Annotated in this window: 24 protein-coding genes; 2 read left to right on the top strand and 22 right to left on the bottom strand. The window is 34.2% G+C overall.

Annotated features, from left to right (window positions below; all coding sequences use genetic code 11):
* Positions 1–3: 3 nt before the first annotated feature.
* The 6 genes from DI487_RS14945 to DI487_RS14920 form a co-directional block, all read right to left on the bottom strand.
* Entirely contained in the window at positions 4–288 is a 285-nt protein-coding gene (locus DI487_RS14945; RefSeq protein ID WP_109570361.1) for a DUF3817 domain-containing protein, read from the bottom strand.
* On the bottom strand, positions 285–896 hold the full coding sequence (locus DI487_RS14940) for a YqaA family protein (protein ID WP_109570360.1): 612 nt from the start codon (positions 894–896) through the stop codon (positions 285–287). The genes DI487_RS14945 and DI487_RS14940 overlap by 4 nt, the downstream gene beginning before the upstream one ends.
* Positions 897–1,016: 120 nt before the next feature.
* Complete coding sequence (locus tag DI487_RS14935; RefSeq protein ID WP_109570359.1) at positions 1,017–1,382, bottom strand: hypothetical protein; 366 nt, start codon at positions 1,380–1,382, stop codon at positions 1,017–1,019.
* A 293-nt stretch (positions 1,383–1,675) separates the two neighbouring features.
* Positions 1,676–2,218 carry a DUF1697 domain-containing protein gene (locus DI487_RS14930; RefSeq protein ID WP_109570358.1) on the bottom strand — a complete coding sequence of 181 codons (543 nt, stop codon included), beginning with the start codon at positions 2,216–2,218 and terminating at the stop codon, positions 1,676–1,678.
* Positions 2,219–2,221: 3 nt separating this feature from the next.
* The gene (locus DI487_RS14925) at positions 2,222–2,743 is read right to left on the bottom strand and encodes a hypothetical protein (RefSeq protein ID WP_146193491.1); all 522 of its coding nucleotides are present in this window, start codon (positions 2,741–2,743) and stop codon (positions 2,222–2,224) included.
* 129 nt (positions 2,744–2,872) lie between these two features.
* Positions 2,873–3,544, bottom strand: a complete 672-nt coding sequence (locus tag DI487_RS14920) for an IclR family transcriptional regulator (RefSeq protein ID WP_109570356.1) — start codon at positions 3,542–3,544, stop codon at positions 2,873–2,875.
* A gap of 113 nt (positions 3,545–3,657) precedes the next feature.
* Here DI487_RS14920 and DI487_RS14915 point away from each other — a divergent pair, with 113 nt between their 5' ends.
* Complete coding sequence (locus tag DI487_RS14915) at positions 3,658–4,380, top strand: 3-ketoacyl-ACP reductase (protein WP_109570355.1); 723 nt, start codon at positions 3,658–3,660, stop codon at positions 4,378–4,380.
* A gap of 81 nt (positions 4,381–4,461) precedes the next feature.
* On the opposite strand, the gene DI487_RS14910 is transcribed toward DI487_RS14915, so the two are convergent.
* From DI487_RS14910 to DI487_RS14850, 15 genes are all read right to left on the bottom strand, one after another.
* Positions 4,462–5,040, bottom strand: coding sequence for a DUF6705 family protein (locus DI487_RS14910; protein WP_317046291.1), 579 nt, complete (start codon positions 5,038–5,040; stop codon positions 4,462–4,464).
* A 65-nt stretch (positions 5,041–5,105) separates the two neighbouring features.
* Positions 5,106–5,717 carry a DUF6705 family protein gene (locus DI487_RS14905; protein WP_109570353.1) on the bottom strand — a complete coding sequence of 204 codons (612 nt, stop codon included), beginning with the start codon at positions 5,715–5,717 and terminating at the stop codon, positions 5,106–5,108.
* A gap of 10 nt (positions 5,718–5,727) precedes the next feature.
* Positions 5,728–7,065 carry a hypothetical protein gene (locus tag DI487_RS14900; protein ID WP_146193490.1) on the bottom strand — a complete coding sequence of 446 codons (1,338 nt, stop codon included), beginning with the start codon at positions 7,063–7,065 and terminating at the stop codon, positions 5,728–5,730.
* Entirely contained in the window at positions 7,049–7,204 is a 156-nt protein-coding gene (locus tag DI487_RS16130; protein WP_170108221.1) for a hypothetical protein, read from the bottom strand. The genes DI487_RS14900 and DI487_RS16130 overlap by 17 nt, the downstream gene beginning before the upstream one ends.
* Positions 7,205–7,588: 384 nt before the next feature.
* Positions 7,589–9,766 (bottom strand): right-handed parallel beta-helix repeat-containing protein, encoded by a 2,178-nt coding sequence (locus DI487_RS14895; protein WP_109570351.1) that lies wholly within the window; start codon positions 9,764–9,766, stop codon positions 7,589–7,591.
* Between the two features lie 226 nt (positions 9,767–9,992).
* Positions 9,993–10,895, bottom strand: coding sequence for an alpha/beta hydrolase (locus DI487_RS14890; protein WP_245896440.1), 903 nt, complete (start codon positions 10,893–10,895; stop codon positions 9,993–9,995).
* A 13-nt stretch (positions 10,896–10,908) separates the two neighbouring features.
* The gene (locus DI487_RS14885) at positions 10,909–11,676 is read right to left on the bottom strand and encodes a rhamnogalacturonan acetylesterase (RefSeq protein ID WP_109570349.1); all 768 of its coding nucleotides are present in this window, start codon (positions 11,674–11,676) and stop codon (positions 10,909–10,911) included.
* A 10-nt stretch (positions 11,677–11,686) separates the two neighbouring features.
* Positions 11,687–13,615 (bottom strand): pectate lyase, encoded by a 1,929-nt coding sequence (pelA, locus tag DI487_RS14880; RefSeq protein ID WP_179948683.1) that lies wholly within the window; start codon positions 13,613–13,615, stop codon positions 11,687–11,689.
* A gap of 73 nt (positions 13,616–13,688) precedes the next feature.
* The gene (locus DI487_RS14875) at positions 13,689–14,897 is read right to left on the bottom strand and encodes a glycoside hydrolase family 88/105 protein (RefSeq protein WP_109570347.1); all 1,209 of its coding nucleotides are present in this window, start codon (positions 14,895–14,897) and stop codon (positions 13,689–13,691) included.
* The gene (locus DI487_RS14870; protein WP_109570346.1) at positions 14,897–15,901 is read right to left on the bottom strand and encodes a DUF4861 family protein; all 1,005 of its coding nucleotides are present in this window, start codon (positions 15,899–15,901) and stop codon (positions 14,897–14,899) included. The genes DI487_RS14875 and DI487_RS14870 overlap by 1 nt, the downstream gene beginning before the upstream one ends.
* 5 nt (positions 15,902–15,906) lie before the next feature.
* Positions 15,907–16,803: an alpha/beta hydrolase gene (locus tag DI487_RS14865; RefSeq protein WP_109570345.1), complete on the bottom strand. Its 897-nt coding sequence runs from the start codon at positions 16,801–16,803 to the stop codon at positions 15,907–15,909.
* A gap of 65 nt (positions 16,804–16,868) precedes the next feature.
* Positions 16,869–17,354 carry a RagB/SusD family nutrient uptake outer membrane protein gene (locus DI487_RS16405; RefSeq protein ID WP_245896438.1) on the bottom strand — a complete coding sequence of 162 codons (486 nt, stop codon included), beginning with the start codon at positions 17,352–17,354 and terminating at the stop codon, positions 16,869–16,871.
* Entirely contained in the window at positions 17,327–18,484 is a 1,158-nt protein-coding gene (locus tag DI487_RS14860) for a RagB/SusD family nutrient uptake outer membrane protein (RefSeq protein WP_245896436.1), read from the bottom strand. Before DI487_RS14860 ends, DI487_RS16405 begins: the two co-directional genes overlap by 28 nt.
* Positions 18,485–18,496: 12 nt before the next feature.
* The gene (locus tag DI487_RS14855; RefSeq protein ID WP_109570344.1) at positions 18,497–21,637 is read right to left on the bottom strand and encodes a SusC/RagA family TonB-linked outer membrane protein; all 3,141 of its coding nucleotides are present in this window, start codon (positions 21,635–21,637) and stop codon (positions 18,497–18,499) included.
* A gap of 38 nt (positions 21,638–21,675) precedes the next feature.
* A complete protein-coding gene (locus DI487_RS14850) occupies positions 21,676–23,121 on the bottom strand; it encodes a glycoside hydrolase family 28 protein (protein WP_109570343.1) in 1,446 nt (481 codons plus the stop codon).
* Positions 23,122–23,322: 201 nt separating this feature from the next.
* On the opposite strand from DI487_RS14850, the gene DI487_RS14845 reads away from it, so the two are divergent.
* Positions 23,323–24,333: a LacI family DNA-binding transcriptional regulator gene (locus DI487_RS14845; RefSeq protein ID WP_109570701.1), complete on the top strand. Its 1,011-nt coding sequence runs from the start codon at positions 23,323–23,325 to the stop codon at positions 24,331–24,333.
* Between the two features lie 53 nt (positions 24,334–24,386).
* Here DI487_RS14845 and DI487_RS14840 read toward each other — a convergent pair whose 3' ends face one another.
* Positions 24,387–26,000 carry a UxaA family hydrolase gene (locus tag DI487_RS14840; protein ID WP_109570342.1) on the bottom strand — a complete coding sequence of 538 codons (1,614 nt, stop codon included), beginning with the start codon at positions 25,998–26,000 and terminating at the stop codon, positions 24,387–24,389.
* Between the last annotated feature and the right edge of the window lie 4 nt (positions 26,001–26,004).

The raw sequence follows: 26,004 nt of genomic DNA, 5'->3' as shown, positions 1-26,004 counted from the left end.
ATTTTATAATTCCGCTAAATAACGTTTTTCGATATAAAAAGTACCGAAAGGCAAAACCGATGCTATACAAATGATAAAGTACTTTTTAAAATCCCAGTTCTGTTCTATTTTAAACATAGTAGCCAATGCGATATAAGCCAAAAACAATAAACCGTGTGCCATTCCTACCGGAAACAGTAGACTTTTATACAAGTCAAGATTCATTTGTTTTACGACCAACATGTTTGAAAACAATACAAGTAACGAAATTCCTTCTAAAAAGGCAACAATTTTAAATAATTTGATCATGATAAAGCGGAATATATAGCAAATCCATAAATTACAAAGCGAAAAATACGTAGTGCGGCAAAAGCAAAGAATTGTCTTTGCGGAAATTTGATCATTCCGGCAGCCAAACAAGCCATTGCAAAAGGTAAAGGTAATAATGCTCCGACAGCAATTAAAAATCCGCCCCATTTTTGCATGTTGCGAATATGCTTAGACATTCTTCCCTCTAAATAATCATTGATCTTGGGGATCAATAATAAAGTTCTACCGTAATAATAGGAAACCACACCGCCTAAATATGATAAAACGGCTAATAGTGAAAGATAGAGTAGAGGGTGCTCAGTGGTTTTGGTCCAGGCAATAAAAATATCCGGTGGCAATAAGCCCAAAAAACTTTCTGAAGCAAAGAATAAAGAAAAAATAAATGTTTTACTGAAATTCTGAGTAACATAGAGCAACATTTCAGAAATACTCATCACACGGTAATTAACAACCAATAAAGCACCGATAATAAGCAATAGCGGCATGATCGCTTTTTTGGTATTATTCCATATAAAAGCGTAAAAACCAGTATATTTATAGTACTGATGTAATAGTTGAGCTCTTGATTTTTTCTGTTGTTTTTGCATGATTTCTTTGAAATGATTGCAAATTTAGCAACTAAATATCAAAATCACGTTAAAAAATGTATAAAAAAATCGGTCATTTGACCGATTATATTATGTAAAACAGAATTTAATTTTAAGAAATTAAAAAGCCAAAAAGGCTGCATTATAAGCTCTTAAGTCTAAAAGATTGTTTTTCTTTGATAGATCCGCTAAAAGTGAAAGGAAATATTCAAAGCTTTCTAAGTCATTTTCGCTTGAAAAATTTTCATTTTCTTCTTCCTCAGCTTCGAATGGTTCGTCATCCGGAACACCAATTAAAAACGCTTGATTTGACTCTAAATGTTCATAAGCTAAACGCAATGCTTTTGTAACAACCGGATTTTGTTCTTCAAGAGAATATTCGCGAATCTTTTTCAGATCTTCAACAATCTCATCGATATTAAATTTGTCCTGTAAAAGATCTTTTTGAATTTTTTCGATTAATTTTTGTGCGTATTTATTTTCCATGGTATGAGTTTATAATAAGGGTTACAAAGCTAAAATTAAAATAAGATTATTGCAATGCTTTATTTATTTTTTATCGGATTATTTTTTGAGTAGAATTTTAAAAAGCATTACTGCCTAAATAAATTGAGTAACTGAGACATTGAACAAGTAATAAAAGTTTTCATTAATAATATTTAAAGTATTATGTTTGATCTATAATATACATTATGTAAAATATAAAATATTTTATGCTTTAACATATTGTATCTATTCTATCAGGTATTCCTTCTTTACTATTTAGCAAATTCTTTTTCTTATTTTAGTTGCTCAGCTATCTCTAAAAGTCTATTCGTTGTCTTGAAATTTCTGGTGGTCGCTGTTACCTTCAAAATATTTTCTAAAAACGTATTAGTGAGTTTGGTTCTTCCGTAACCGTTGGGACAATATAAATAAACAATTCGTTCTTTTATTGCTATGGCTTCGTTTTCAGCTTTTTTATTGTAGATATTTTCTTTATTGAAATTACTTGGTTCGCTAGCTAAAAATGTAAAATATATAAAAGCTTCTTCTTTATCTTTTTGAAATGGATTATTTTGAATACTGTCTTTTAATTCCTCAATTGTCAATACAATTACCGGAACTGTAAATCCGAATTCTTGCTTTATTTGGGATGTTAAAATATCTTCAATCTTTTTAGGATCATTGTATTCAGAAGAAAAAATAACGTTTCCGCTTTGAACATAAGTCGAGATATTTTTAAAGCCTAAATTCTGATATAGCTTCTTTAAAGCGTCCATTTTAATACTATTTTTTCCGCTTACATTAATTCCTCTTAGTATTGAAATATATGTTTTCATTTTTTACTGTTCTGATTTATTGAACGGAAATAAAATAGCCGCAGCCATTCCGTAAAATGCTAACCAATGACCTGAAAAACCTCGCAACTCATTTGCTTTGTAATGATGATACTCTTGTTCGGTTATCACTTTAATTAGTTTTCCGTGATTTTGCAAGACATATTGATCGTTAATGAAATCAGGAACTCCCGGTTGAGAACTTGTAAATAACATAAAGTTAAGTACTGCATAAAAGAAGCCGCCTATTGCAATTACGACCAACCAAGTGGGAGTTTCTTTAAAAATAATCTTAAACAGACTAAAAGGTTTTACACTATTCTGTCTTCTTAATTGTTGGTATTTTTTGAACTCTTCATTTTTATTTAATTCAAAAATTACCGGAATCCAAACCACAAAAATACCAATGTGCAGAACCCAGATGAAAGGTATTGTTTCTGTAACATTAATCTTAGCTAATGAAAGTAAATGAACCATCAAACCTGATGTCCAACCTGCAATTGCAAAATAAAATAGTTTTTTCTTCATTATCTTAAGCCACTATATTGTGTCGTTTTTCGATGAACTTTTTTCTAAACAAATATAGATTAATTCCTTAAAAAACGGGGATACAATAAATAGGTCTATGCTATTATTTAATTTTCAAAAGCTCCCTAATTAATTCAATAGCCTTATCCATTTCTGCTTTTTGAAAACGGAATGCCGGACCGGAAACCCCACTACTCCAATGATTCGGTTATTTTCACGTAAAGGGATAGCAATACAGTGCATATCTTTTTCATTTTCTTCAAAATCATACGCAAAATCATTTTGTGCAACTATTTCCAGTTCGTGCTCTAATTTTTTTCGTTCAGAAGGTTCTAATTTACCCAGCAAAACATTTCGGAGATGCGGAGAATTTGCCATAAATATTTTACCTATAGCAGTTCGCATCAGTTGAAAATCTTTATTGAGTTCCAATGAAATACGGATAGAACTATTCGGTTCGCTGATTAATTCATGTCTGAAATACATTCCCATTTGTACTGATAAATAAGCAGTTTCATTGGTTAATCGGGTAATCTTTTCTAAAACCGGACGCATTTTAGTCTTTAAGCTGTTGTTGTCTGTATGCGGAGCTACTAAATACTGTAATTTTGGTGTAACTCTATAACGCGGAGATAACTCATCCTGTTCAATATAGCCCAACTCTTTTAGGGAATTCAAAAAATTATGAACTGTTGTTTTTTTCAGATCTAATGCGGTAGCAATATCATTCAGACGAACGAGATTTCCATTGGAAGCAACATACTCAAGAATTGCAAAAACTCTTTCGATTGATTGTATCATTTATTCAATATTATGGAACTTATTTATATTAAAAGTTTAATTAGTACTAAAATATTCAAAATTAATGCAATTTTGTGAGACAAAGTCAGACTCCTAACAATTTAATTATAACTATGCAAAATTTAAACGGTAAAAATGCCTTAATTACAGGCGGTGGCAAAGGCTTAGGAAAAGCAGTTGCTTTAGCTTTAGCGGCAGAAGGTGTTAATCTCGCTCTTATTTCCAGAACGTTAACCGACTTAGAAGCGGTTGCGGCAGAAGCTAAAAAAATAAACAATACAATAAAAGTAGCTGTTGCTACTGCTGATATCGCTGATTATGATTCGGTTGTTACTGCGGTAAACCAGTTACAGTCAGAATTAGGTCCGGTTGATATTTTAGTGAACAATGCCGGTGTCGGAAAGTTCGGAAAGTTCATGGATCTGGAAGTCTCAGAATGGGAAAACATCATAAAGATCAATTTATTAGGAAGTTATTACGTGATCAGGGCCGTTTTGCCTCAAATGCTAGAACGCAAATCAGGAGATATTGTAAACGTTTCCTCTACGGCAGGCTTAAAAGGAGCTCCGGTTACCAGTGCGTATAGCGCTTCTAAATTCGGTTTGATCGGTCTTTCAGAATCTTTAATGCAGGAAGTTCGTAAATCAAATATCAGAGTAATGACAATGGCACCTAGCACTATTGCTACAGATATGTCCGTTAATTTAAACTTAACCGACGGTAATCCGGAAAGTGTGCTACAACCGGAAGATTTCGCAGAATTATTAGTCGCTCATTTAAAATTACATCCAAGAGCACTCGTTAAGGATGTAGGACTATGGTCCACCAACCCATAACATCTTTTTTGCCCCGAAATAATAGAAAAATAAAGCTGTATAAACGAATTATGCAGCTTTATTGTAATTATTTTTTATACCTTATTGCTTAATAAGGGTTAACTCTGTAAATGGGAGAACGAAATCCAAGCTCAGATTAGGGTTGTCAGAAAAGCTACGTGAAATATTTGCAATTTTTATTTTTATAATTTCTTGCCCTGCCAGATCAGTAGTTCTTCTTAAAATTAAAAACGCATATCTATGGGATAAATCATCCTTAATGCCAAGCATTAATCTAATTTCATTGGGAATACAATCGTCACATTTAGCTCTTCTATAATTGTTGTCATTTATCAATACATTACCTACAATATTGTGCCTGTTCGGGTTTGAATAGTTTAGAGTTAACTCATTAAGAGTATTCGCTTTTTCTACTCCGTTTTCAATATATTGGTATTCCCCGATGATAATATCTTCATAATAACGTCCGTTAAACTGCAATGTTTTTTTTACCAACACTACTTTAAAACTGGTATTAGTAGTAATGTCAGAATAAATATAAGTTCCCTCAAAAGAATCCAATAAGTTGTTTACATCTTTATAATAAGCATTAGCTGTAGAAAAACCATCATTGTTCAGTAAGTCAATTACAGGAGTCTGGCTAAAACTATAAGTTGAAATAAAAAAAAACGAATATTAAAATATATCTTTTCATAAAATTAAGATACTGATAGTGTTTTGATGAATTATTGCTTAATAAGGGTTAACTCTGTAAATGGGAGAACAAAATCCAAGCTCAGATTAGGGTTGTCAGAAAAGCTACGTGAAATATTTACAATTTTTATTTTTATAATTTCTTGCCCTGCCAGATCAGTAGCTCTTCTTAAAATTAAATATGCAAATCTTTGGGATAAATCATCATTAATTGTGAGCATCAATCTAATTTCATTGGAAATACAATCAAAACATCTCCAATACCTAAAGTTGTTATTGTTAATTAAGATATTCCCAACAATATTGTATTTGTTATAATTACTATAATTTTGATTTAACTCGTCTATGGTGCTCACCTTTTCTACTCCGTTTTCAATATATTGGTATTCCCCGATGATAACATCTTCATAATAACGTCCGTTAAACTGCAATGTTTTTTTTACCAACACTACTTTAAAACTGGTATTAGTAGTAATGTCAGAATAAATATAAGTTCCCACAAAAGGATCCAATAAGTTGTTTACATCTTTATAATAAGCATTAGGAATTGCTGATCCGTCATCGTCTAATAAATCGATTATAGGAGTTTGGCAAAAAATAAATGATGGAAATGATAAAGCTATAATTAAAATGATTTTTTTCATAAAGTTAAATTTAGTTACAAGGAGTATCTTGTACGTTATTAGTTGATTGATTTAAGTCTAATCTGGTCCATGAGGTTAGACCTGCATTAGCTCTGTATAACGAGACATTTGTGTTTAACATTTGTTCTAAAAATGCTTTTTCATAATTTTTTGTATTTAACTCTTCTTTTTTAAATTTTTTCTTTAGCTCTTTATCAAAATCAGCTGCAATTTGTTGTTTGGACATTCCATTATTAAAAGGGTTATTTAAAACCATATCTATAATATTTGCAGTAGCGTTATTAAACACAATTGCATACGTTTGAGGGGTATTGTTATCATCTAAACAAGTGAGCAAAAAGCTTGCCATACCTTGATTATGTGAATCTAAATTAGAATGCAATGTATACAGTACAAAAACATCAGACCAAGAAAACATAGGGAAAGTATCTGTAGGATGTGTATGAATTGCAGAAAAGATGTTAGCAATAATTGAGGCATCAGGTATTCCTATAACATTTGTAATGGTAGGCGGAATAATTGAAGCGTTCAATCGGTTTGCATTATCTTTTAAAAAATAAGCCCCTTTTTCTCCATGTGGATTATTAGGAATATCTGTTTGCAGGTGGTTATCAACTATATTTTTTAATCCGGGTCTCGGAGTAGTGAATAATATATTTAAAATACAACATGGATCACTGTTGCAATCAACCGGAGGGGATGATGGACTTCCTGATATAGGTGAAGTATTGACGGAACCACTACCTCCGTTACTACCGGAATAAGTAGAATTGTCAGTATTTGTCGTCGTTGTAGTTCCCGAATCTCCGGTACCTCCCCCGCCCTCGACATAAACCATGGTACAACTGGCTCCTTGGTAGATCCAGCCGTATTCATATAAAGGACCTCCCGTTAAGTCTCCTTCATGGTATTCAACAACACCCCACACATAGTTATCTGTACAAACATATTCGTAATGAGGCGCTTCCATTTTAGCATCCGGATTGGTATAAAGTGCCGGATCTAAATCGAGTAAATAGAATCTTTCATTAAGTTGCTGTACTTCGCTTAATGACATGTTTTTCATGGAATCTATGGGAACGCCGTAATCTACCAATATAGCTACTGTGCTTACAGAATCAATCTTAATCACTAAATTTTCAGAAGTGTAATTTTGGCTGTCACGAATAACCGGAAAAGTATAGGTCTGTGACAAACCGTCGTCTATGAAAACAGCAAAGTCTGTATTGATCGTAAAGTCATAAATGGTATCGTGTATTATTTTACTATTTAAAGCAGCATTGTGCTTAAACAGTTCAATTCTTGAGAATTTGTCGCTTACGCTTTTATTTTTAAAAGCTTCCATCATAAGAGATCTTTCTGACGACTAATCCGTTAGAAGTATTTAAGGCTGTAATTTTCTTTTCATGGTCATCGTACTCACAATGGACAAAAGAAAGAATTAAAGCGCTAAAGAGGGCAAATAGCGAGAATTTCTTTAATGTCATAAAAACATGTTTAATTGTTACTATTAAGTTTAAATGGTATAAATCACCCGAAACTTACCCTAGTAGTATACAGTATTCTTAAACTGTACAAAGCACATCGGTTGTGTTAACCGATCTGCCATTTCATTCTGTATATGATCGCTGGTACTCTTTCGGGTACTTTTATATTTATAGAGTAAATGTATATTTTTTTACTAAATGTTGTGAGAAAAATTGAAATTTTAACACTTGATACATTTTTTCTGTAATCTATATTAAATTTCCTCTATTAAAAGAAACTGCACTGTAAAAAAGGTAATAATAATTGTAGACAACAGCCTAAATGCTGTATTTTATAATCTAAAAATAAACCCGATGCAGTTGCATCGGGTTTATATAATCACTTTATTCTTTGATAAATATTTTTGTTTCGCTCGTACTTTCGGAAGCTAATTTTAAAATATAGGTTCCTTTTGCTAAAGAATCTATGTTTATTGTATTGTGTGTTGTTATATTATTCCTTTTCAACACTTCTACTCCTGACATATTAACGATACTTAGACTATTATAATTTTTTGTTTCAGGTATCTCAATATTTAATACACTTTGAGAAGGGTTCGGATAAAGGCTTACTAATGAAACAGATTCCTTAACTGTTTTGGTATCGTCAAACTTTGAAGTTGAAGAACCGAATTCGATCCAGTCAATATCAGCACTTTCTCCGTCAGAATTAGTTGTCAATTGAATAACATTAGTACCACTGTTTAAAGTAACCGACATAGAAACAGTAGCAAAGGCTGATGATGACGTTTCCGGTAACGTTAAAGTTTGATTAGAACCATTATTTACAGCGATGAATACCGAAGAATTCATAGTGCTTTTTCGGGTATATCTCAACGTTAACTGGTATGTCCCGGAACTGGCAGGTGCATAATTCCAAACAATTTGCTTTCCGGCTGAATTAGCCAGATTAATAGCATTACCATTATCTGCGTTAGAATAGGCTTTCAGAGAGCCATCATACGATATCGTTCTGGAGTCATTGTCTTCTATTCTGTTTCCGGAAGTTGTCCCTCCTCCCGAACTCCCGCTAGGTGTAGCTGAAGCAGCATTTGAATTAATACTCGCATTTGCTTTGATCCAATAATAATAAGTCGTACCCGCAGTCGCAGAGTTATCAGTATATGAACGGGTACTTGTACTAACCTGAGCAATTCGTGTTCTTCCGCTCGGGTCTGAATCTGTATCTCTATATACTTCTAATCCGGTAACTGTTAAATTGTTAATTGTCCAATTTAAGTTTACTAAACTATTTCCGGCACTTGCCGTTAAAATGATTTCTGCCGTTCCGCCTCCTGAACTTGCTCCTGATTCTATTGCTCCTAAATCCGGGCTACTTCCGTTATATGTTATCCCGGAACTTGTAACACCGGCATCTATTAAATCACTTCCTGATTGTAGATTAAGAAAGCCGTTAGATGTTGGATGGGCATTAGATCCCATAGACAATGTAACAAAGTCAGAACTGTTTACCGTAAAACCTCCTGTAGCTCCTACAAATGAATTGGGTGCTGATGTATCTCCTCTTAAACGGTCGTTGGTAGAATTTTCGAATGATACATTGTTCTTGAATATATGAGTTGCACCATCTCTGGTATGCCAATTATAGCCGTCATTATTGTATGAAGTATTGTTTGTAAATTCAATGCTACCGATATTTCCATTATCCGTAAAACCGTGTTTTCCGTTTTGAAAAGCAATACAGCGACGCACTATATGATTAACCTGATGAGCCGAAGAGCCTAATTTATAACCGTTTTTATCTCCTCCTCCGGAAGTAACACCATCTGTAAGACTACCATTATGATGTGCAATACAATTCTCAATAGTAACAACACCTATGGCTCCTGTGTCTGTTTTACTGTATAAATCCCAACCGTCATCAATATTATGGTGGGATACACAATTTCTGAAAATATTACCTGTTCCGACAGTTAATTTGGCAGCAAAACCATCTGCATTTTCATTTGTACTATCTTTATTATCATACGATTCGCAGCCTAAAACTAAATTATTAGATGGCCACTGACTGATAGTGGTAGCCGAACTACTATATCGGCTTAATTGCAGACCTGTATCATGGTTCTTTCTAAAGATACAATTTTCAATAGTATTGTTATTACCGGATAACAACATTCCGTTATCTCCGGCTTTTTCAATAGTAATCCCTTTCCAGTGCCAATAGTTACCATCAAGGACTATTCCCCTATTTGAACTACTTTCTGTATCGTTAAAGCTTAGAACAGGTATTTCACTTCCATAGGCATAAACATGGATATTCGCTGAAGACGTACCGTTAGTTGTTATAACTATAGGAGAAGATGCCATAGTGTATATACCACCTCTTAAATAAATATAATCTCCGGGTGAAACTACACTTAAAGCTTGGTTCAATGTTGCAAAGGGACTACTGATCGTACCTGAATTAGAGTCATTGCCATTTGGTGCTACATAATAATCTGTAGCAAATGCTGTTATGCTTGAAAAAAGAAATACAAGCATAAATGAAAAAATATTTTTCATAGTATTGGTTTAAAAGTTTTGGTTGTATAAAATAGTTTTTGAACCTATAACTGAATTATAGATTACAGATTATTTCAAATGAGACAACCATACTTAAGGTATTTTTCCTCTCGGAAACCACTGAATTAAAAGAATAAAGTTCATAACCATTTAAAATTTAATTAAATGGTTAGTAGCAGTAGATCAAGTAATTAATTGTAATCGATTACAGTTAATAGCAAAATTTTTATTCTTTGAAATTGTTTGCTTGAAGCCAAATTTCACATTGCTTGGTCCAAAACAAACTGGTAGCAATTTTTCCTAAACCGAAACCATGTCCGCCTTTTTCATAAAGGTGTAGCTCAACTGAAACATGGTTTGCTTTAAGTTTCCTATAATAATTGACACTATTCTCAACAGGAACCGCTTTATCGTCAGTAGCATGAACTATAAAAGTTATTGGTGTTGATGTATCGGTGTTTTTTTCATTTGAAAAGTATTCAACAGTATCTATGGATGGCGAACACCCTAACAAATTGTTTCTGGAACCTTGGTGTGTAATCCCCTCTTCCATTGAAATTACAGGATAAATCAAAATCGAAAAATCAGGTTTAGCACTCACCGAATCTGTTATATTATACACCATGTCCTTATAATGTGTAGCCAAGGTAGAAGCCAAATGTCCACCAGCCGAGAAACCTAAAATTCCTATTTTATCTTCTTGAATATTTAATTCTTTCGCATGACGTCTTGCATAACGCATAGCTTCTTGAGCATCTTGCAGGGGGCCAATGGTTTTATCTTTCATAATTGCATCAGAAGGTAATCGGTATTTTAAAACAATAGCTGTAATGCTTAGTGTATTCAACCATTCGGCAACTTTATAGCCTTCTTTATCTATGGACAAATGAGCGTAACCACCACCCGGACAAATAATTACAGCCGTTCCGTTTGGACTTTTAGGTTTAAAAATCGTTAGTGTAGGTTTTACAACCTGACTCACTTTTACTAAAACAAAATCTTTAATCGTTTGAATTTCAGTATATTTTGAATTAGAAATAGCATTCGGAATTTTTCCTTCCCATAACGCTACTTCGGTTACTTGCGCTGTTAATCCATTGGTTAAAACCAAACAAAATAGCAATGCCATATTTTTCAAAATCTTATTCATTTTCTTTGGTAATGAAATCTTGTAAAGCCGGAACTTTTTTACCTAATTCTTTAACGATACGTTTCGCAACTTCTGTCGCGCCTAATTTAGACAAATGCGTATTATCGTCTTTTCCTTCCGGATAATACGAAATTTCACCCGGTAAAAAATGAAGATGTAACTTTTTGGATTGTTCAATCCCATATGACTCTTCTAACTGTTCTGTTAGATACTGAGCATCAACCAAAGGAACATTGTATTCTTGTGCCACCAAACGAACGACCAACGGATAAGCACCGTGCGTGTCTACTAAAGTTCCGTTTTCGTTAAAATTTCGTCTCACAATTGACGTTAACAAAACCGGAATAGCTTCTTTACTTCTGGCTTCTTGTACAAATTGAATTAAATTGTTTCGATACGCCGTGTATGGATTGGTATAACGCTTGGGATCATTCTCTTTTTGATCGTTGTGACCAAATTGAATAAAAACGTAATCTCCTTTTTGCAATTGGTTATACACAGAATCCCAACGTTTCTCGTTGATGAAACTTCGTGTACTTCTTCCGTTTACCGCATGATTCTTAATCGTAACATTGGCATTGAAAAAGGATGGTAACACTTGTCCCCAACCGTGTTCCGGATTAACCTCAGGATTTTTCTTATTGGCCATTGTAGAATCACCAATAGTGTGAATAGTAATGGTTGCCAGAGCCTCTTCTTGCTTTTTATTGCAAGCTACCAACAGTAAAACTGACGCTATAATGATTTTTAAAACTTTCATTTCTATTCTTTTAATCTATTTGAAACCAAGGTTTATTGATACTTTTTGATTCCGAAAATATCGTTTCTTTCGTATATTTTTTTGCTTCTTTAGCTGATAATTGGTGCGCCCACTCTACTCTATTTTTCAAATCGCTTCCTGGTCCAGAATTTTGATATTCCGCATAAAAAGACTCCTTTTCTGCATCAGGTTTTGACCAATTGTTCCAACCTTCCGATAAAATGTGACTACCCAAAGTACAATTCATAAAAACCGTTTTAGCGTAAATGCGCCAAGGTCTTCCCAAATATACTTTATGCAAATTTTCGTTGGCTGTAAGTTTACAATTTTGGAAAACAAACCCAAATTTTGCGTCTTTATCCGTTGAAGCAGCTGTTACAAACGAGTTGCTTTTACTGTGAATTTCACAGTTTTCAAATAAAGCGGTTGCGTTTCCAAAAATAAAATCGGTAGTACCTTCAATATAACAATTTGAATACAATTGATTTCCGTTACCTGAAGCATATAGTGTATCTTGGTTGCCCAAAAGATTGCAATTCACAACTTTTACGCGATTTGAAGTAACTGATAAAGCAATGGCTTGACCAACTTCCCCTGAAGTATTAGCAATTGTCAAGTTTTTTAGCACTGTATCGTCTGCTTCAACTAACATCGTATATGAATGAAAAGTGCTGTTTCGACCTAAATTGATCTTATCGAAATAATCGTCAAAATAAATAATCGTTTGTTCACGACTTTCCCCTACCAAAGTGATGTTCGAATTCCATTCATACACTTTAATTTTCTCTTTGTACACACCATTTTTAATCAAAATAGTCACTCGCTCATACGGAAATGAAGGCGAATCATCAATGGCATCCTGAATACTTTTATAATCTCCTGATCCATCTTGAGCGACTACTTTTTGAAATTGGTTTTTACCTTTTTCTTTTGCGTTTAAAACTTTGTTTTTTAACCAATTATCATATTTTACTAAAACCTTTTCTGGAAGATTGGTATACCAAGCATAACCTGTTCTTCTTTCCCAATCAATTTGGGATAAGGAATCTTTTTTAACACCATCTCTACCACAGAAAAAAGGTGCATTGGTTTGCAAATCCATAAAGCGCGCCCAAATAGGATTTACTTCTTTGGTTTGCACTATAATTTTGTCTTTTAACGATCCGTCTTCTGCGTAAACAGCTTCAAATTTAGTTTTTGGCAATTGGGTATTTTGAAACCAATATACCGCATGATTCACCGCATTAATTACTTCGTAAGAAGGATTTTCTAAACTCATTAAAAGCAAAACAATATTAGCCGATTCGTATCCACTTAACGATGGTAATTCGTAAGCACGAGCTTTTGCGGGTTCCAACGTATTTTCGTCATGTTGTGCACACCAAGCCGTTAAAAGTCCGTTTTGTTTGTACTGCGTGGCCAAAATACAGTTGATTCCCTTATCGAAAGCCGTTTGTATGTTTTGAAAATGAGTTTCCGTTAGAAAAGCATATTGATCTTTGTAATTTAAAATATCTTGAAGAAACTTCAACACATTCACCATAGCGTCATCATTGTACGTTATATGCGTGTAATAGCCTTTTTGTAACGGATAAAATTGAGGCCAACCTCCGTTTCCATATTGGGCTTCCAACAAATAATTTAACCCCGAAATGATGGCTTTTTTATAGCTTTCCTTCGGAAAATGAGCATATACTTTGTGTAAAAAAATCAATTCCTGAGTGGTAGCTCCATTATCAATAGTAGAACCTTTGGCTTCCGTTTTTAGTTGTTCCAATTCCTTTTTATCATCATTAGTCAAGGCATGATGCATTTCGATATTTTTGAGCCAACCGCCACTATTTCTTTGGTATAAAACCACTTGATCTGCAATTTCAGAAGCTTCTTTCGTTCCAAACCAAGCGGATTCACTTTTAAAAATGACATTTTTCCACTTCATACTTTGTGTTTGCGCACTCAGCCATAAAGTGAAAAATGTCAATATAAAAAGACTGATTTTTTTCAAAATTCAATTATTTATTCAGTTCTAAAGCAGCCATAATGAATGGACCTGTTGCTTTAGGGTCGTTATCTTTTTTCTTTTCGTTGATGTAATATTCGTAAGAACCATCACGTTTTTCTTTTCCGCCTAAACCAGCAACAGCACAAACTTGTGTAATGGTTACATAACCTTCCGGACTTACTTTAACCAAATTGTTGATTAATCCGTCAAAAGCTTTATTAGCGGCATCTTTGTAAATACTTGGTAAATAGCCTTTGTTTGCACCTTTTGCCAAAGCATAAGCAAACATAGAACTTCCCGAACCTTCTAGATAATTTCCTTCTCTATCTCCTTGATCAGTAACTTGATACCAAAGTCCGGTTTTATCTTGAAATTTTACCAAAGCTTCTGCCAATTGATTCAAATAGTGCACTAGTTCAGCTCTTTTCGGATGATTTTCAGGGAAATAATCTAAAGCATCAACCAAAGCCATTGCGTACCAACCTAAAGAACGCGACCAGAAATTAGGAGAAGTTCCCGTTTCTTTGTTCGCCCATTCCATTTCTTTACTTTCGTCCCAACCGTGGTATAACAAATTGGTTTTTGGATCAAGTAAATGTTTCTGAATTAATTCAAATTGTTTGGCAACATCATCTAAAGCGGCACCTTCCTCAAAAGTTGCGGTATATTGTGCATAAAACGGAGAACCCATAAATAAACCGTCTAACCACATTTGATTCGGATATACTTTTTTATGCCAAAAACCGCCTTCCGTTGTTCGCGGATGATTTTTAAGCTGTTCGCGTAGCAATTGCATCGCTTTTAAATAACGTTCGTCTTTCGTTTGGTTATACAAAAAGAATAAGCTATTTCCGGCTTCAATCATGTCAATGTTGTATTTTTCCATTTGGTAACCAACAATACTTCCATCTTCATTAATTGTTGCATCGGCATATCCTTTTACATAATCAAAATACTCTTTTTTATGTGTTTTTTGGTATAATTTTTCGAAAGAGGTCATTATCAAACCATGAACATAATCCCATTTAGGAGATGTTCTATCATCAATTTGATAAGCTTCCGGATACTGATGTATTAAGGTTTTTGCCAAACGTTCTGACCATTTCAAGGTATCAGAAACCACTAAAGGCGTTTTTTCCGTTTCTGGTGCTTTCTCTTCTTTCTTACAACTAATTAAAGCTACAGCTACAAAGAATAAAGCAAATACTTTATTTTTCATTATTTATCTAATGTATTTTCTTTATCTAATCTTTCTAATAATTGATCTAAGTAAGCAATAAAATCAGCTTCTGTTTTGATCCCGTCTTTCTCTTTTTCCCAAGCACCTAAGAAATAAAACGAAATTGCTTCCGTTGTTGGTTTAAATTCAATTAAATGATCTTGTTCCCAATCAAAAGTTTTAGCCACAGCATCTATAGGATAAAAAATAGCCATCCCAAGATGATCAGGAACCAAAGTTTGAACACCATACGTTGCCATATAAGCCCATTTTTTAGTAGTACTTGTTTTTACGTGTTTTGTGGTATTTTCTAGTTTTACAATTCCTGTACAAATACCTTCTAAAGCTTCCGATGTTTGGATAGTATGTTTAGTATATCTATCATCCGGAAAAATAGTCAACGTACTTGATAAATCTGTTTTTTTACCAGCCGTTTCCCAACCTTTGTAATTAACGTGAATAACAGAATTATTCTCATTATTTTCAACTTTTGCCGTTGTTGCTTCTACGTTGTTAAAATGCAAGACTTCTTTATCTACCCAACGACCAATAGAACCAATTCCTAAACCTTTTTTTACTTTAAGAATATCCATTCCCCAGTCGCTCATGTGATGATACGATTCGAAACCATCTTGTCCTACTTGTGGTAAAACAATACTATCTGTTTTCTTACCGTAAATATCGATTGCATTTCTCCAGTCTAAATACAAACGGTATCCTATTTTATTACTTTCCCAACCTGGACCTTCATAACGAATATACCAAGAGTGATCGGTATGTTCAGCTGGAAGATTTATAGAATCTTTATTGACGAAAGTTCCGCCTTCGTACTTACGATCGTTCCATTTTCCACCTTCTTTTACTGAAATTTCAGCATAGGTTTTTGGTTGAGTAACTTCAGTAGTTTCTGTTGCTGTAGTTTCTTCTTTTACTTCCTTTTTTTGATTACAACTAAAAAGTAGAGTTAAGCAGGAGCTTAATATTAGTAATTGTCTCTTTTTCATTGAAATTAATTTAATTGGTTGTTTAAAAAATTTAAAATTCGGGGAATTATTTCATCAAACCAAGGATGAAATAACCAAAATGTATGCGGACTATCCTTAACTGTAACAATTTCAGAATAGATTTTTTTCTTATTTAATTGTTCAATCATTTCGTCTCTTCCGGCATGAAAGCGTTCGTACTGACTATTGATAAACAACATGGGTAACTTCGCTTCACTTATATAATTTAAGGCAGAGGCTTCTTCCCATACTTCTGGAACTTTCTCATACGTTCCACCTAGCCATTCGGCAGCCATTGCGCCTTCTTTAGATTCTGGGTGATGAAAAGCCAAAACGCCATCGATATCCACAATTGCCTTAAAACGGTCACTATATTTTGTTCCTAATAATGCCGCCATTTGTCCGCCGGAAGAACAACCTAAAATTGCTATGTTTAAAGTATCAACCTTAAGCATATTCGAATGCTCTCGAATAAACTGAACAGCGTTTAGGACATCGTTGACTCCTGCCGGATAAATTGCTTCACCAGACTTTCTGTAGGCTACAGCAAAACATTGGTAACCTGCTTTTGCAATTTGTTGGGCTAATGGTTTTACTAATTTTTTATCACCATATTTCCATCCGCCTCCATGAATTAAAATGACAGCGGGTTTATTTTCTTCGGACTGAAACTGATACATATCCATTTTAGTTTCAATGCCATTGATCATTTGGTAAACTATTTCTTTTTCTGTTACATTTTCAACTTTATCTTTTGCTTTAACAATAGTGATTTCAGGAAATTCCTTAATTCTTTTTTGCCATTCGCTCTGAACGGTATACAGATCTTGATCGTTCGTTTTCTGAAAAGCAAACGAATTAATCATGACCAAACAAAAGAAAAGGTGAAATGTGTAATTCATCTTTTAAAATTAAAATAAGCTTGGTCTGAAAAAGACCAAGCTTATTAAAAAAACTTAACTCAAAATTATTGATATGCAGGATTCTGCGGGAAATCATTATTCTGGTTCAAATCAATAGCCGATTGCGGTATCGGTCTTAAAATTTTCAACTCTCCGTTAGCCCCATTAAAATAACTTGTTTCAATAAGGTAGTTATAAGCAGCTGCTCTTTCAACTAATTTTCCGGTTCTTTTCAGATCAAACCATCTGTGGTATTCTCCAAACAATTCACGAGCTCTTTCATCTAAGATCGTATCAATATCATAAGAAGCCAACGGAGTGGTTAAACCTGCTCTCGCTCTTACATCATTTAATTTTTGTAAACCAAGAGCCGGATTCGTGTTCAGGTAAGCTTCGGCAGCAATTAAATAGGTTTCCCCTAAGCGAGATAAAATAATATCTCTGGTACTAACTCTTTTATTGCTTGCATACAATGCAGTAGGATCATCAAACTTTCTGGCAGGAATAGTTTGGTAATCACTACTTACCACACCTGCTCCATACGTCCCCATAAGTGAATTTGTGCTGTAGGGTTTGCTAACGTATAAGCGTCAATATCTGCCTGAGTAGCCCATTGCGGAACATAATAATGGCTTTTTTGCCCTGCCGGAGCAGTACCGTTATCTCCGTCATAAGCGGCATAATATCTTGTAAAAACTTCAGTCATAAAAGTAGCTTCATAACGCTCGTCATCTTGTGTATACAAGCCTAAAGCAAAATCTGTTGCTAATAAATTGTAACTTCTCCAAGGAGCATCTCCAGCTACATCCGGACCACCCAGATACGAACTGAACCAATTGGCTTGTTTGTGCCCTAAATTTGTAGGATCAGTAGCAATAGAACCTGATGAAAACTGTACTGAAAATATTGTTTCGGCATTCATCTCGTTACCCGGTTCCCATAAATCTGCAAAAGAGATTGATAAAGATTGACCGGCAATAGCATCTTCTGCATAAGAAGCTGCCGTAGCAAAATCAGAAGCCTGTCCGAAACTTTCATAAGCTCTGGTTAAATACACTTTCGCTAATAAATGTTGTACTGCTCTTTTATTTACTTTCCCTACATAAGATCCGTCAGAAACTAAATCCAAGGCATCTTCCAAGTCTGAAATAATTTTTGCATAAACTTCCTCTGCTGAATTTCTATCAAAACTTAATGTTGGACTTTGAATAAATTCATCCACGATCCCTACTCCTCCAAACGATTGTACCAACAAAAAGTAAGCATTAGCTCTTAAATATTTTACTTCTCCTACTAAGGTAGAAACATTAGCTGTTTGCTCTGTTATTTCTGAATAATACAAGGCTGTATTTGCTCTTTGAATGGCTTGGTAACAGCTGGCATATAATTCTTCTATTCCTCCGTCTGATGAAGGATTTAATTGTAAATAACGAGATAAGCCATCAGGTTCCGTACCTCTACCTGACCCGACTGCATATAGATCCGTTCCTGCACAAAATACGAAAGCATCATTTCCGTAAATTTCGCGAAGTTGCGAATAATTAGCATCAATCAAACTCTGAAATCCTTCAGGAGTTAAATAAAATGTTTCTGCATCAACACTACTTTTATTATCCTCTTCAATAAAATCAGCACATGAGAATAAAGATAGTGCCAATAAACCGTATATAATCTTTTTCATGATTTTCTAAAATTAAAAATTAACACTTAAACCTAATTGATATGTAACAGAACTTACACGAGCTGTATTAAATGGTGCTGCTGCCCACTCAGGATCATATCCTTCATAATCTGTAAATACGAATGGATTTAAAATATTAGCATAAATTCTCATATTTTTCATTTTTAATTTTGACATTAAGTTCGAATCAAAATTATATCCTACAGAAATGTTTTTAACTTTAACAAAAGAAGCATCTCTGTAATATCCCATTTTTTCTCCTAAACTATTTCCGGCTGAATTCCAATAGGTTCCCTCGTTTCTAGGTTGCGGATATGTATTGGAGTATTGTGCCGGTACACCAGCTGTATTTTCAGGAATATACCAATCGGCAATATTTAACTTTTGTCGTCCACGGTCAGCCATATTAGTAAAGTTTTCGTGGAATTCACTATAAGCTAATACCCCTTGGTTTGTAATAATTGAAAATGAAAAATCAAAATTACCTACTGTAAGTGTTGAGTTTACACTTCCTGACCATTTCGGATCAGAATTTCCTAAAATAGCTCTATCGTCACCTGTAATCTGTCCGTCGCCATTCAAATCTTTCACTCTGGCCTGTCCCGGAGTTTGTCCGTAAGAAGCTGCTTCAGCTGCTTGATCCGGTTGCCAAATTCCATCGAATACGTAATTATAATAAGAATGGATATTTTCACCGATAAACAAATTATTCCCTACATCATCAGCTTCTGATTGCCCGTATAATGAAACTAATTTATTCACATTTTTAGTGAAAGCAAAAGTTGTTTGCCATGTTACTTTATCGGTCTTAATATTTTTAGTAGTTAATAATACTTCAACTCCTTTATTACTTGCTGAACCTACGTTAGAAAAAGTTGAAGCCCAACCTGATTCTAAAGGAAGCTGTTGTTCAAAAATTAAATTCTTAGACAATCTATCATACACATCCACTGACCCTGAAACTCTATTATTAAAGAACCCGTAATCTACACCAACGTTAAACTCTCTGGTTTTTTCCCAAGTTAAATCTTTGTTTGCTAAGGTTGAAGGATACCAGCCATTTACATCTGAGTTCCCATAATTATAATAACTTTGAGAAGTTAATGAATTTAAAGTTGTATAAGGCTGTACATTGTTGTTTCCAGTGTAACCATAGCTCACTCTGGCTTTCAAAGTGTTAACTATTTTACTGTCTTTTAAGAATGATTCTTCATTAATTTTCCAAGCAACAGCTAATGAAGGAAAAGATTCCCATTTATTTCCTTTTGACAATACAGAAGATCCATCCCAACGATTAGAAGCTGTCAATAAATAACGATCTTTAAACGCATAATTTAAACGCATAGCGTAAGAACTTAAACTTACTTTAGAATAATAGGAATCAACATCATAAGTAGATTGAAGACCTGTACCGACATTATTATAACCTGTATCAAATGGTTGGTATCTTGAACTTAAAAAAGAGGTTTCTGTTACTGTTTCATATAAACTCTGTAATCCTAAGAACGTAAAAGAGTGTACCTCGTTTAATGTTTTATTAATCGTAAACTGATTATCCCATGTATAATTGTAATTATCTCTGTTTGTTATAGATGAAGAGGCTAAATTCCCATTGCTTGCTCCTGTATCTGACAATGCCCCGGCATATTTACCTTGTCTGTATGTGTTGTAATTTCCGGAATAAGCTGTTTTTAAGGTTAACCATTCAATTGGTTTGTACTCAAAAAATACATTCCCAATTACTTTCCATCTTTTTACTTCATTAGATGTATTAGCTATTGTTAATAATGGATTATAGGTACTGGTTTTGTCAATAGCTTTTGTAGTACCGTTAGGATAATATAATTTACCGGGAGTCGTAACATATTCTCCTACAATTTCATTTCCGTTTTCATCAATGGCCCAAGGCGATAAGAAAGGGTTTAAACGGAAAGCATCACGCATGGCTACATCACTCCCCAATTGTGCATCTGTCCTTGCAATTGTTAAATTGACACCGGTTGAGAACTTTTTATTTATTTTATGATTAAGACCTGCTTTTAATGTATACTTATCCAGAGACTCATTAATCATGTTACCTGTCTCATTTTGAAGTCCGATACCAAGGTTATAAGACATTCCGTTATCAGCTCTACCTGTAATATTCAAGTAGTTATTCTTTTGAATTCCGCTTTGCAAAACGGCATCATACCAGTCAAAAGTATCATTATTATTTACTCTTTGTAATAACACCGGGTTATTACTCCCTACTACTGAACTTGCTAATTGTTGAGGGGTAGTATTCATATAATCAGCTCCATTGGTTGTATACAAATAAGCTGATTGATGATAATACCACCATTTGCTTCCGTCCATCATTTCAGGTAAACGGGCTACATCTTTTACACCGGCAGATGTTTCAAAATTAACATTGATTCCGGCTTTAGCCGATGCACCGCTTTTCGTAGTAATTAAAATTACACCGCTCGCTCCTCTGGAACCATAGATAGCAGCTGATGATGCATCTTTTAAGATATCCATACGTTCAATATCACGAGGATTTAAAAAGCTTATATCATCTACCGGAGCTCCATCTACAATATATAACGGAGTACTACTTCCCGATAACGAATTTGTTCCTCTAATCACAATATTATATCCATCCCCTAATCTACCAGAAGCTGATGAAATTTGAACCCCGGGCACATTACCCTGAATACCTTCCAGAACACTGGTTGTGTTTCTTTTTGTAATTTCTTTTGAATCCAAAGTGTTTACAGTTCCTGTTAAATCAGATTTTTTGACGGAACCATAACCTACCATCACTACTTCCTGTAAAGTACTGATCTCAGCTTCCAGTTCAATCGTTAGGCTTGTTCTACCGTCTAATGCAATTTCCTGTGATTTATAACCCACATAACTTACCAGTAATATAGCTTTGGGGTTATTTACTTTAATTGTAAAGTTTCCGTCGAAATCGGCTGCCTGGCCATTGCTGGTTCCTTTTTCTAATACGGTCACTCCGGGTAATGGCAATTTATCGGTTGCATCGAGAACAGTACCGGATATAGTGGTTTCCTGAGCATTGCTCTTTTGTAAACTCAATAAACTGAAGAATAATGATAGAAATAAAATATACTTAAATCTACCTGAAAATGTTTGCTTAATTTTCATAATTTTATCATCGTTTTTAGTTAGGTTGTTAGTTATTCTTATCTATTTATTTTTGTATTTATAAGGTTTAAATTTTCTATATTTTCAAGTAAATAGCCTTCCTGTACTTTCTCTATTGTGACGTTGTTGAACGTTACATTTTCAATTGGGGATTTTTCATGTCCCAAAGCCATAATGGCATATTTACCGCCGTCATTTACTTTTACATTTTCCAAGACTATATTTCTGATTTCCGGAATAAAATCACCAGTTTGATTTCCATAAATCGCATAACGCATATTGATCTTCAAAACCGATTCTTTAACTGTTCCCACATTCAAATTCCTGACATACACTCCGTCAACCACTCCTCCTCTGCGCGTATTTGTTTTAATTCGGATAACACGCTCTAAATTAGGACTGTCCATTTCACAATCTTCAACAAAAATATTTTTAACTCCTGCTGACATTTCACTTCCGATAACTACTCCTCCGTGTCCATCGATCATTTTACAATCTTTGACCAGAATATTTTCACTAGGTATAGCTGTTCTGCGACCTTCATTGTCTCTCCCTGCCTTAATTGCAATACAATCATCTCCGGTATTGAATACACAATTTTTGATGACTACATTTTTTGAATACTCTGGATCACAACCATCATTGTTAGGTCCATGACTTTCAATTGTTACTCCATCTACTATAACTTTATTACATTTTAAAGGATGTATAACCCAAAAAGGAGCATTAATGATCTTTACATCTTTTATTAACACATTCTCACAAGAAGATGGCTCAATAAAATTAGGTCTGAGAAAATGTCCTTTTCCAAAAATTCTTTCCTGTACCGGTACATTGTCATCAGCCATTTTCATTAATGCAGGTAGGTTCAAACTATCTTTTTGAGAAGGTTGTCCTTCTTTATAACCGTAAGCAAACCCTTCTGAAGTACTTCCTTTCCAAGGCCACCAATTGGTTTCATTTGCTTGACCGTTTAAGATGCCTTTACCGGTAATTGCAATATTCTTTTTATTGTAAGCATATATAAACGGTGAATAATTCATTAATTCTAATCCCTCAAACGATGTAGTAACTAAGGGTAAAAAATCATTTGCATTTTTGCTGAAGAGAATTTCAGCTCCTTCTTCCAAATGCAGACATATATTACTTTCAAGATGAATCGAACCTGTCAAAAATTTACCAACCGGTACAATTACCATTCCTCCTCCGTTAGCTACTGCTGCCTTAATCGCTTCCCTAAAGGCATTTGTACACATTGTCTTTCCATCTGCAACAGCTCCGTATTTTGTAATATCAAATCTTTCTTGTTTAAAAACAGGTTCCTTAAGATTAACCAGACTATCATAAATGGCTCCCCAAGGCTCTGATTCTTTAGTTTGTGTTTCTGCAACTTTAGGCTCTGCAGATTCTTTTTCGGACTGATTACAAGCGCCGAATAAAAGTCCGCAAGCAATTACAAAAACCAAAATCTTATTTTTCTTCATAAACAAATATTAAATTATGTAATCGATTACCAAAAATATGTAAAGCAAAATTTATACGCAAGTTTTTTTTTGTATAAATAAAAAAAAATATAAAAAATTTAATTATTCGCAATAAGTTTGATTTTACACTCTTTTTTATTCATGTAAATTAATTACATAATGAAAGGTTTTGTTACATTTGCTAATATTTACAGACTTAGAATGAAAAAAAAAGTTACTATTTATGATATTGCTAAAGAATTAAATATCACTGCAGCAACTGTTTCAAGAGCATTAAATAACAATCCAAACATTAGTCAAGCTACCAGAGAACTCGTTTTGAAGACTGCTTCTAAAATGAATTACGAACAAAACAAGCTAGCTTTAGCTCTTAAAAGCGGAAAAAGTAATAATGTAGGTGTTATTGTTCCTAGAATTGATAGTAATTTCTTCGGTTCGGTTATAAGAGGGATCGAAGAGGAACTAAATCCTCATGGATATCACGTAATCATTTGTCAGACTGATGGTTTAGAAGAAAAAGAAGCCTCGAATATTGAAGCTCTCTTAAATTCTCAGGTAGACGGAATATTAATTTCGACATCAAGTAGTGATATCACGATATTTGACAGAGTTTTAAAAAAGGAAGTTCCTTTAATATTTTTTGATAGAACTAAAAATATAAAAAAAGTTAGTTCTGTGACTATCAATGACTTTGAAGCAGGCTATAAAGCCACAGACCACCTAATACAAACAGGTTGTTCTAAGATCGCTCACTTTTCCGGAGATCTGAATATTGAAATTTTCAAAGATCGTTTCCTTGGTTACAAACAAGCTTTATTGGACAATGGAATCGATTACATTGAAGATTATGTAATTCCGACTAAAAGTTCGATAGAGGCCGGAAAAAGTAACATTCTCAAGTTATTAAATTTAGAAAATCCTCCTCATGCAGTCTTTTCTTCCAGTGATTTCGCAGCCTTAGGTGCTATTAAAGAATTACGAAAACTAAATATCAGAATTCCGGAAAACTTTTCTGTTGTAGGGTTTAGTAATGAACCTTTTACCAGATTTATGGAATTACCCATTACTACAATCGATCAATTCCCTTTAGAAATGGGAAAACACACGGCTAAGGTATTTTTGGAACAAATCAATAATAATTCAAAGACAAGAATTGAGAAAAAAGTTGTTCTTGATCCGGAATTAATCATACGAAAATCTTCTAAAAAGTAAATAAGGCACTTTTTCATACGAAAAAGTGCCTTAAAAACTAACCATAACATTATTTAGAGAGAAACTCCTCGTTTCCAAGGAATAAAATCATCTTGCTGTAATAAATCGGCTTTGGATAGTGTTTTACCACTGGCAACGTCAATAATGTAATCCAGTAAAACCTCTCCTGCTTCATCAATTGTTTGTTGGCCACTGATAACCGAACCGGTATCAATATCAATAATATCATTCATTTTATTGGCTAAAACCGAATTCGAAGAAACTTTAACAACCGGTGCAATGGGGTTTCCTGTTGGTGTTCCTAAACCAGTAGTAAACAATACTAAATTAGCTCCTGAACCCACCATTGCCGTTGTACTTTCCACGTCATTTCCTGGCGTACACAACAAGTTTAATCCGTTTTGAGTTACATATTCCCCATAATCTAAAACGTCAACTACTGGTGAAGTTCCGCCTTTTTTAGCCGCACCAGCTGATTTCATAGCATCAGTAATTAAACCATCTTTAATATTTCCCGGTGACGGATTCATATCGAAACCTGAACCTGCTGCAACCACTGAATTTTCGAAATCTTTCATCAATTTCAAGAACTTATCCGCTTTTTGTTCGTCTACACAACGGTTAACCAACTCCTGCTCTACTCCACATAATTCCGGAAATTCAGAAAGAATGCTCGTTCCGCCTAAAGCCACCAATAGATCAGAAACATGACCTAAAACCGGATTAGCTGAAATACCCGAAAAACCATCAGAACCACCACATTCTAAACCAACTTTCAACTTAGAAAGCGGCGCTGGTTGCCGCTGAATATCATTGGCTCTCTTGATCGCTTCATACGAATCTTTGATAATGGTTTGCAACATATTATCAACGGTTCCCATTTGTTGTTGCTCATAAATCAGTACTTCTTTGCTGCTATTCGGATTGATTTCTTCCAATGCTTTTTTGAAGATTGAAATCTGAAGATTTTGGCAACCCAAACTTAAAACGGTTGCTCCGGCAACATTCGGATTGTTCACATAGCCCGCTAATAAACGTGCTAAACTTTCAGAATCCTGACGAATTCCACCACAGCCGCCTTGGTGCATGATGAATTTTACTTCAATATTCTCAAAAACCGATTGCTTTTTATGCGATTGTTCTACTTCTTCATTTCCGTTTACCAAAGAACGTAACAATAACTGGTATTGGTCTGTTTTTGGTGCTAGAAGTTCTTTTTCAAATACTTCTTTTAAACGCTCAATATTTTTGTTTTCGCAAAAAACCAATGGAAAAAACAACCACACGTTTTTAGTTCCCACCTGACCGTCAGGGCGATGATACCCCATGAACGTTTTATCTTGCCATTTTGAAACATCTGGCGCTAACCAATTAGGAAAAAATTCTTTTTCTTTCACTTTTTGGCTTTGGTGTTTTACATTAGCTGTTGTTAAAACTGCTCCTTTTTCAATTTTTTGAGAAGCTTTTCCAATCAAAACGCCATACATAATAATACTATCGCCTTCGTTAAAATCGACTAAGGCAATTTTATGTTTTGCTTTGGCATCTGTTTTTAACTGAACTTCTTCTCCTTCAAAAACTACCTGATCTCCTGCATTCAAATCAAGTAACACTACCAATACATTATCGGCAGGATGTACTTTCAATACTTTCTTCAACTCGCTCATGGTG

Origin of the sequence: Flavobacterium sediminis (genome assembly GCF_003148385.1) — a bacterium.
Classification (GTDB): Bacteria; Bacteroidota; Bacteroidia; order Flavobacteriales; family Flavobacteriaceae; genus Flavobacterium; species Flavobacterium sediminis.
Note: the sequence above shows the minus strand (reverse complement) of the source record. Positions and strands in the feature narration are given on the sequence as shown.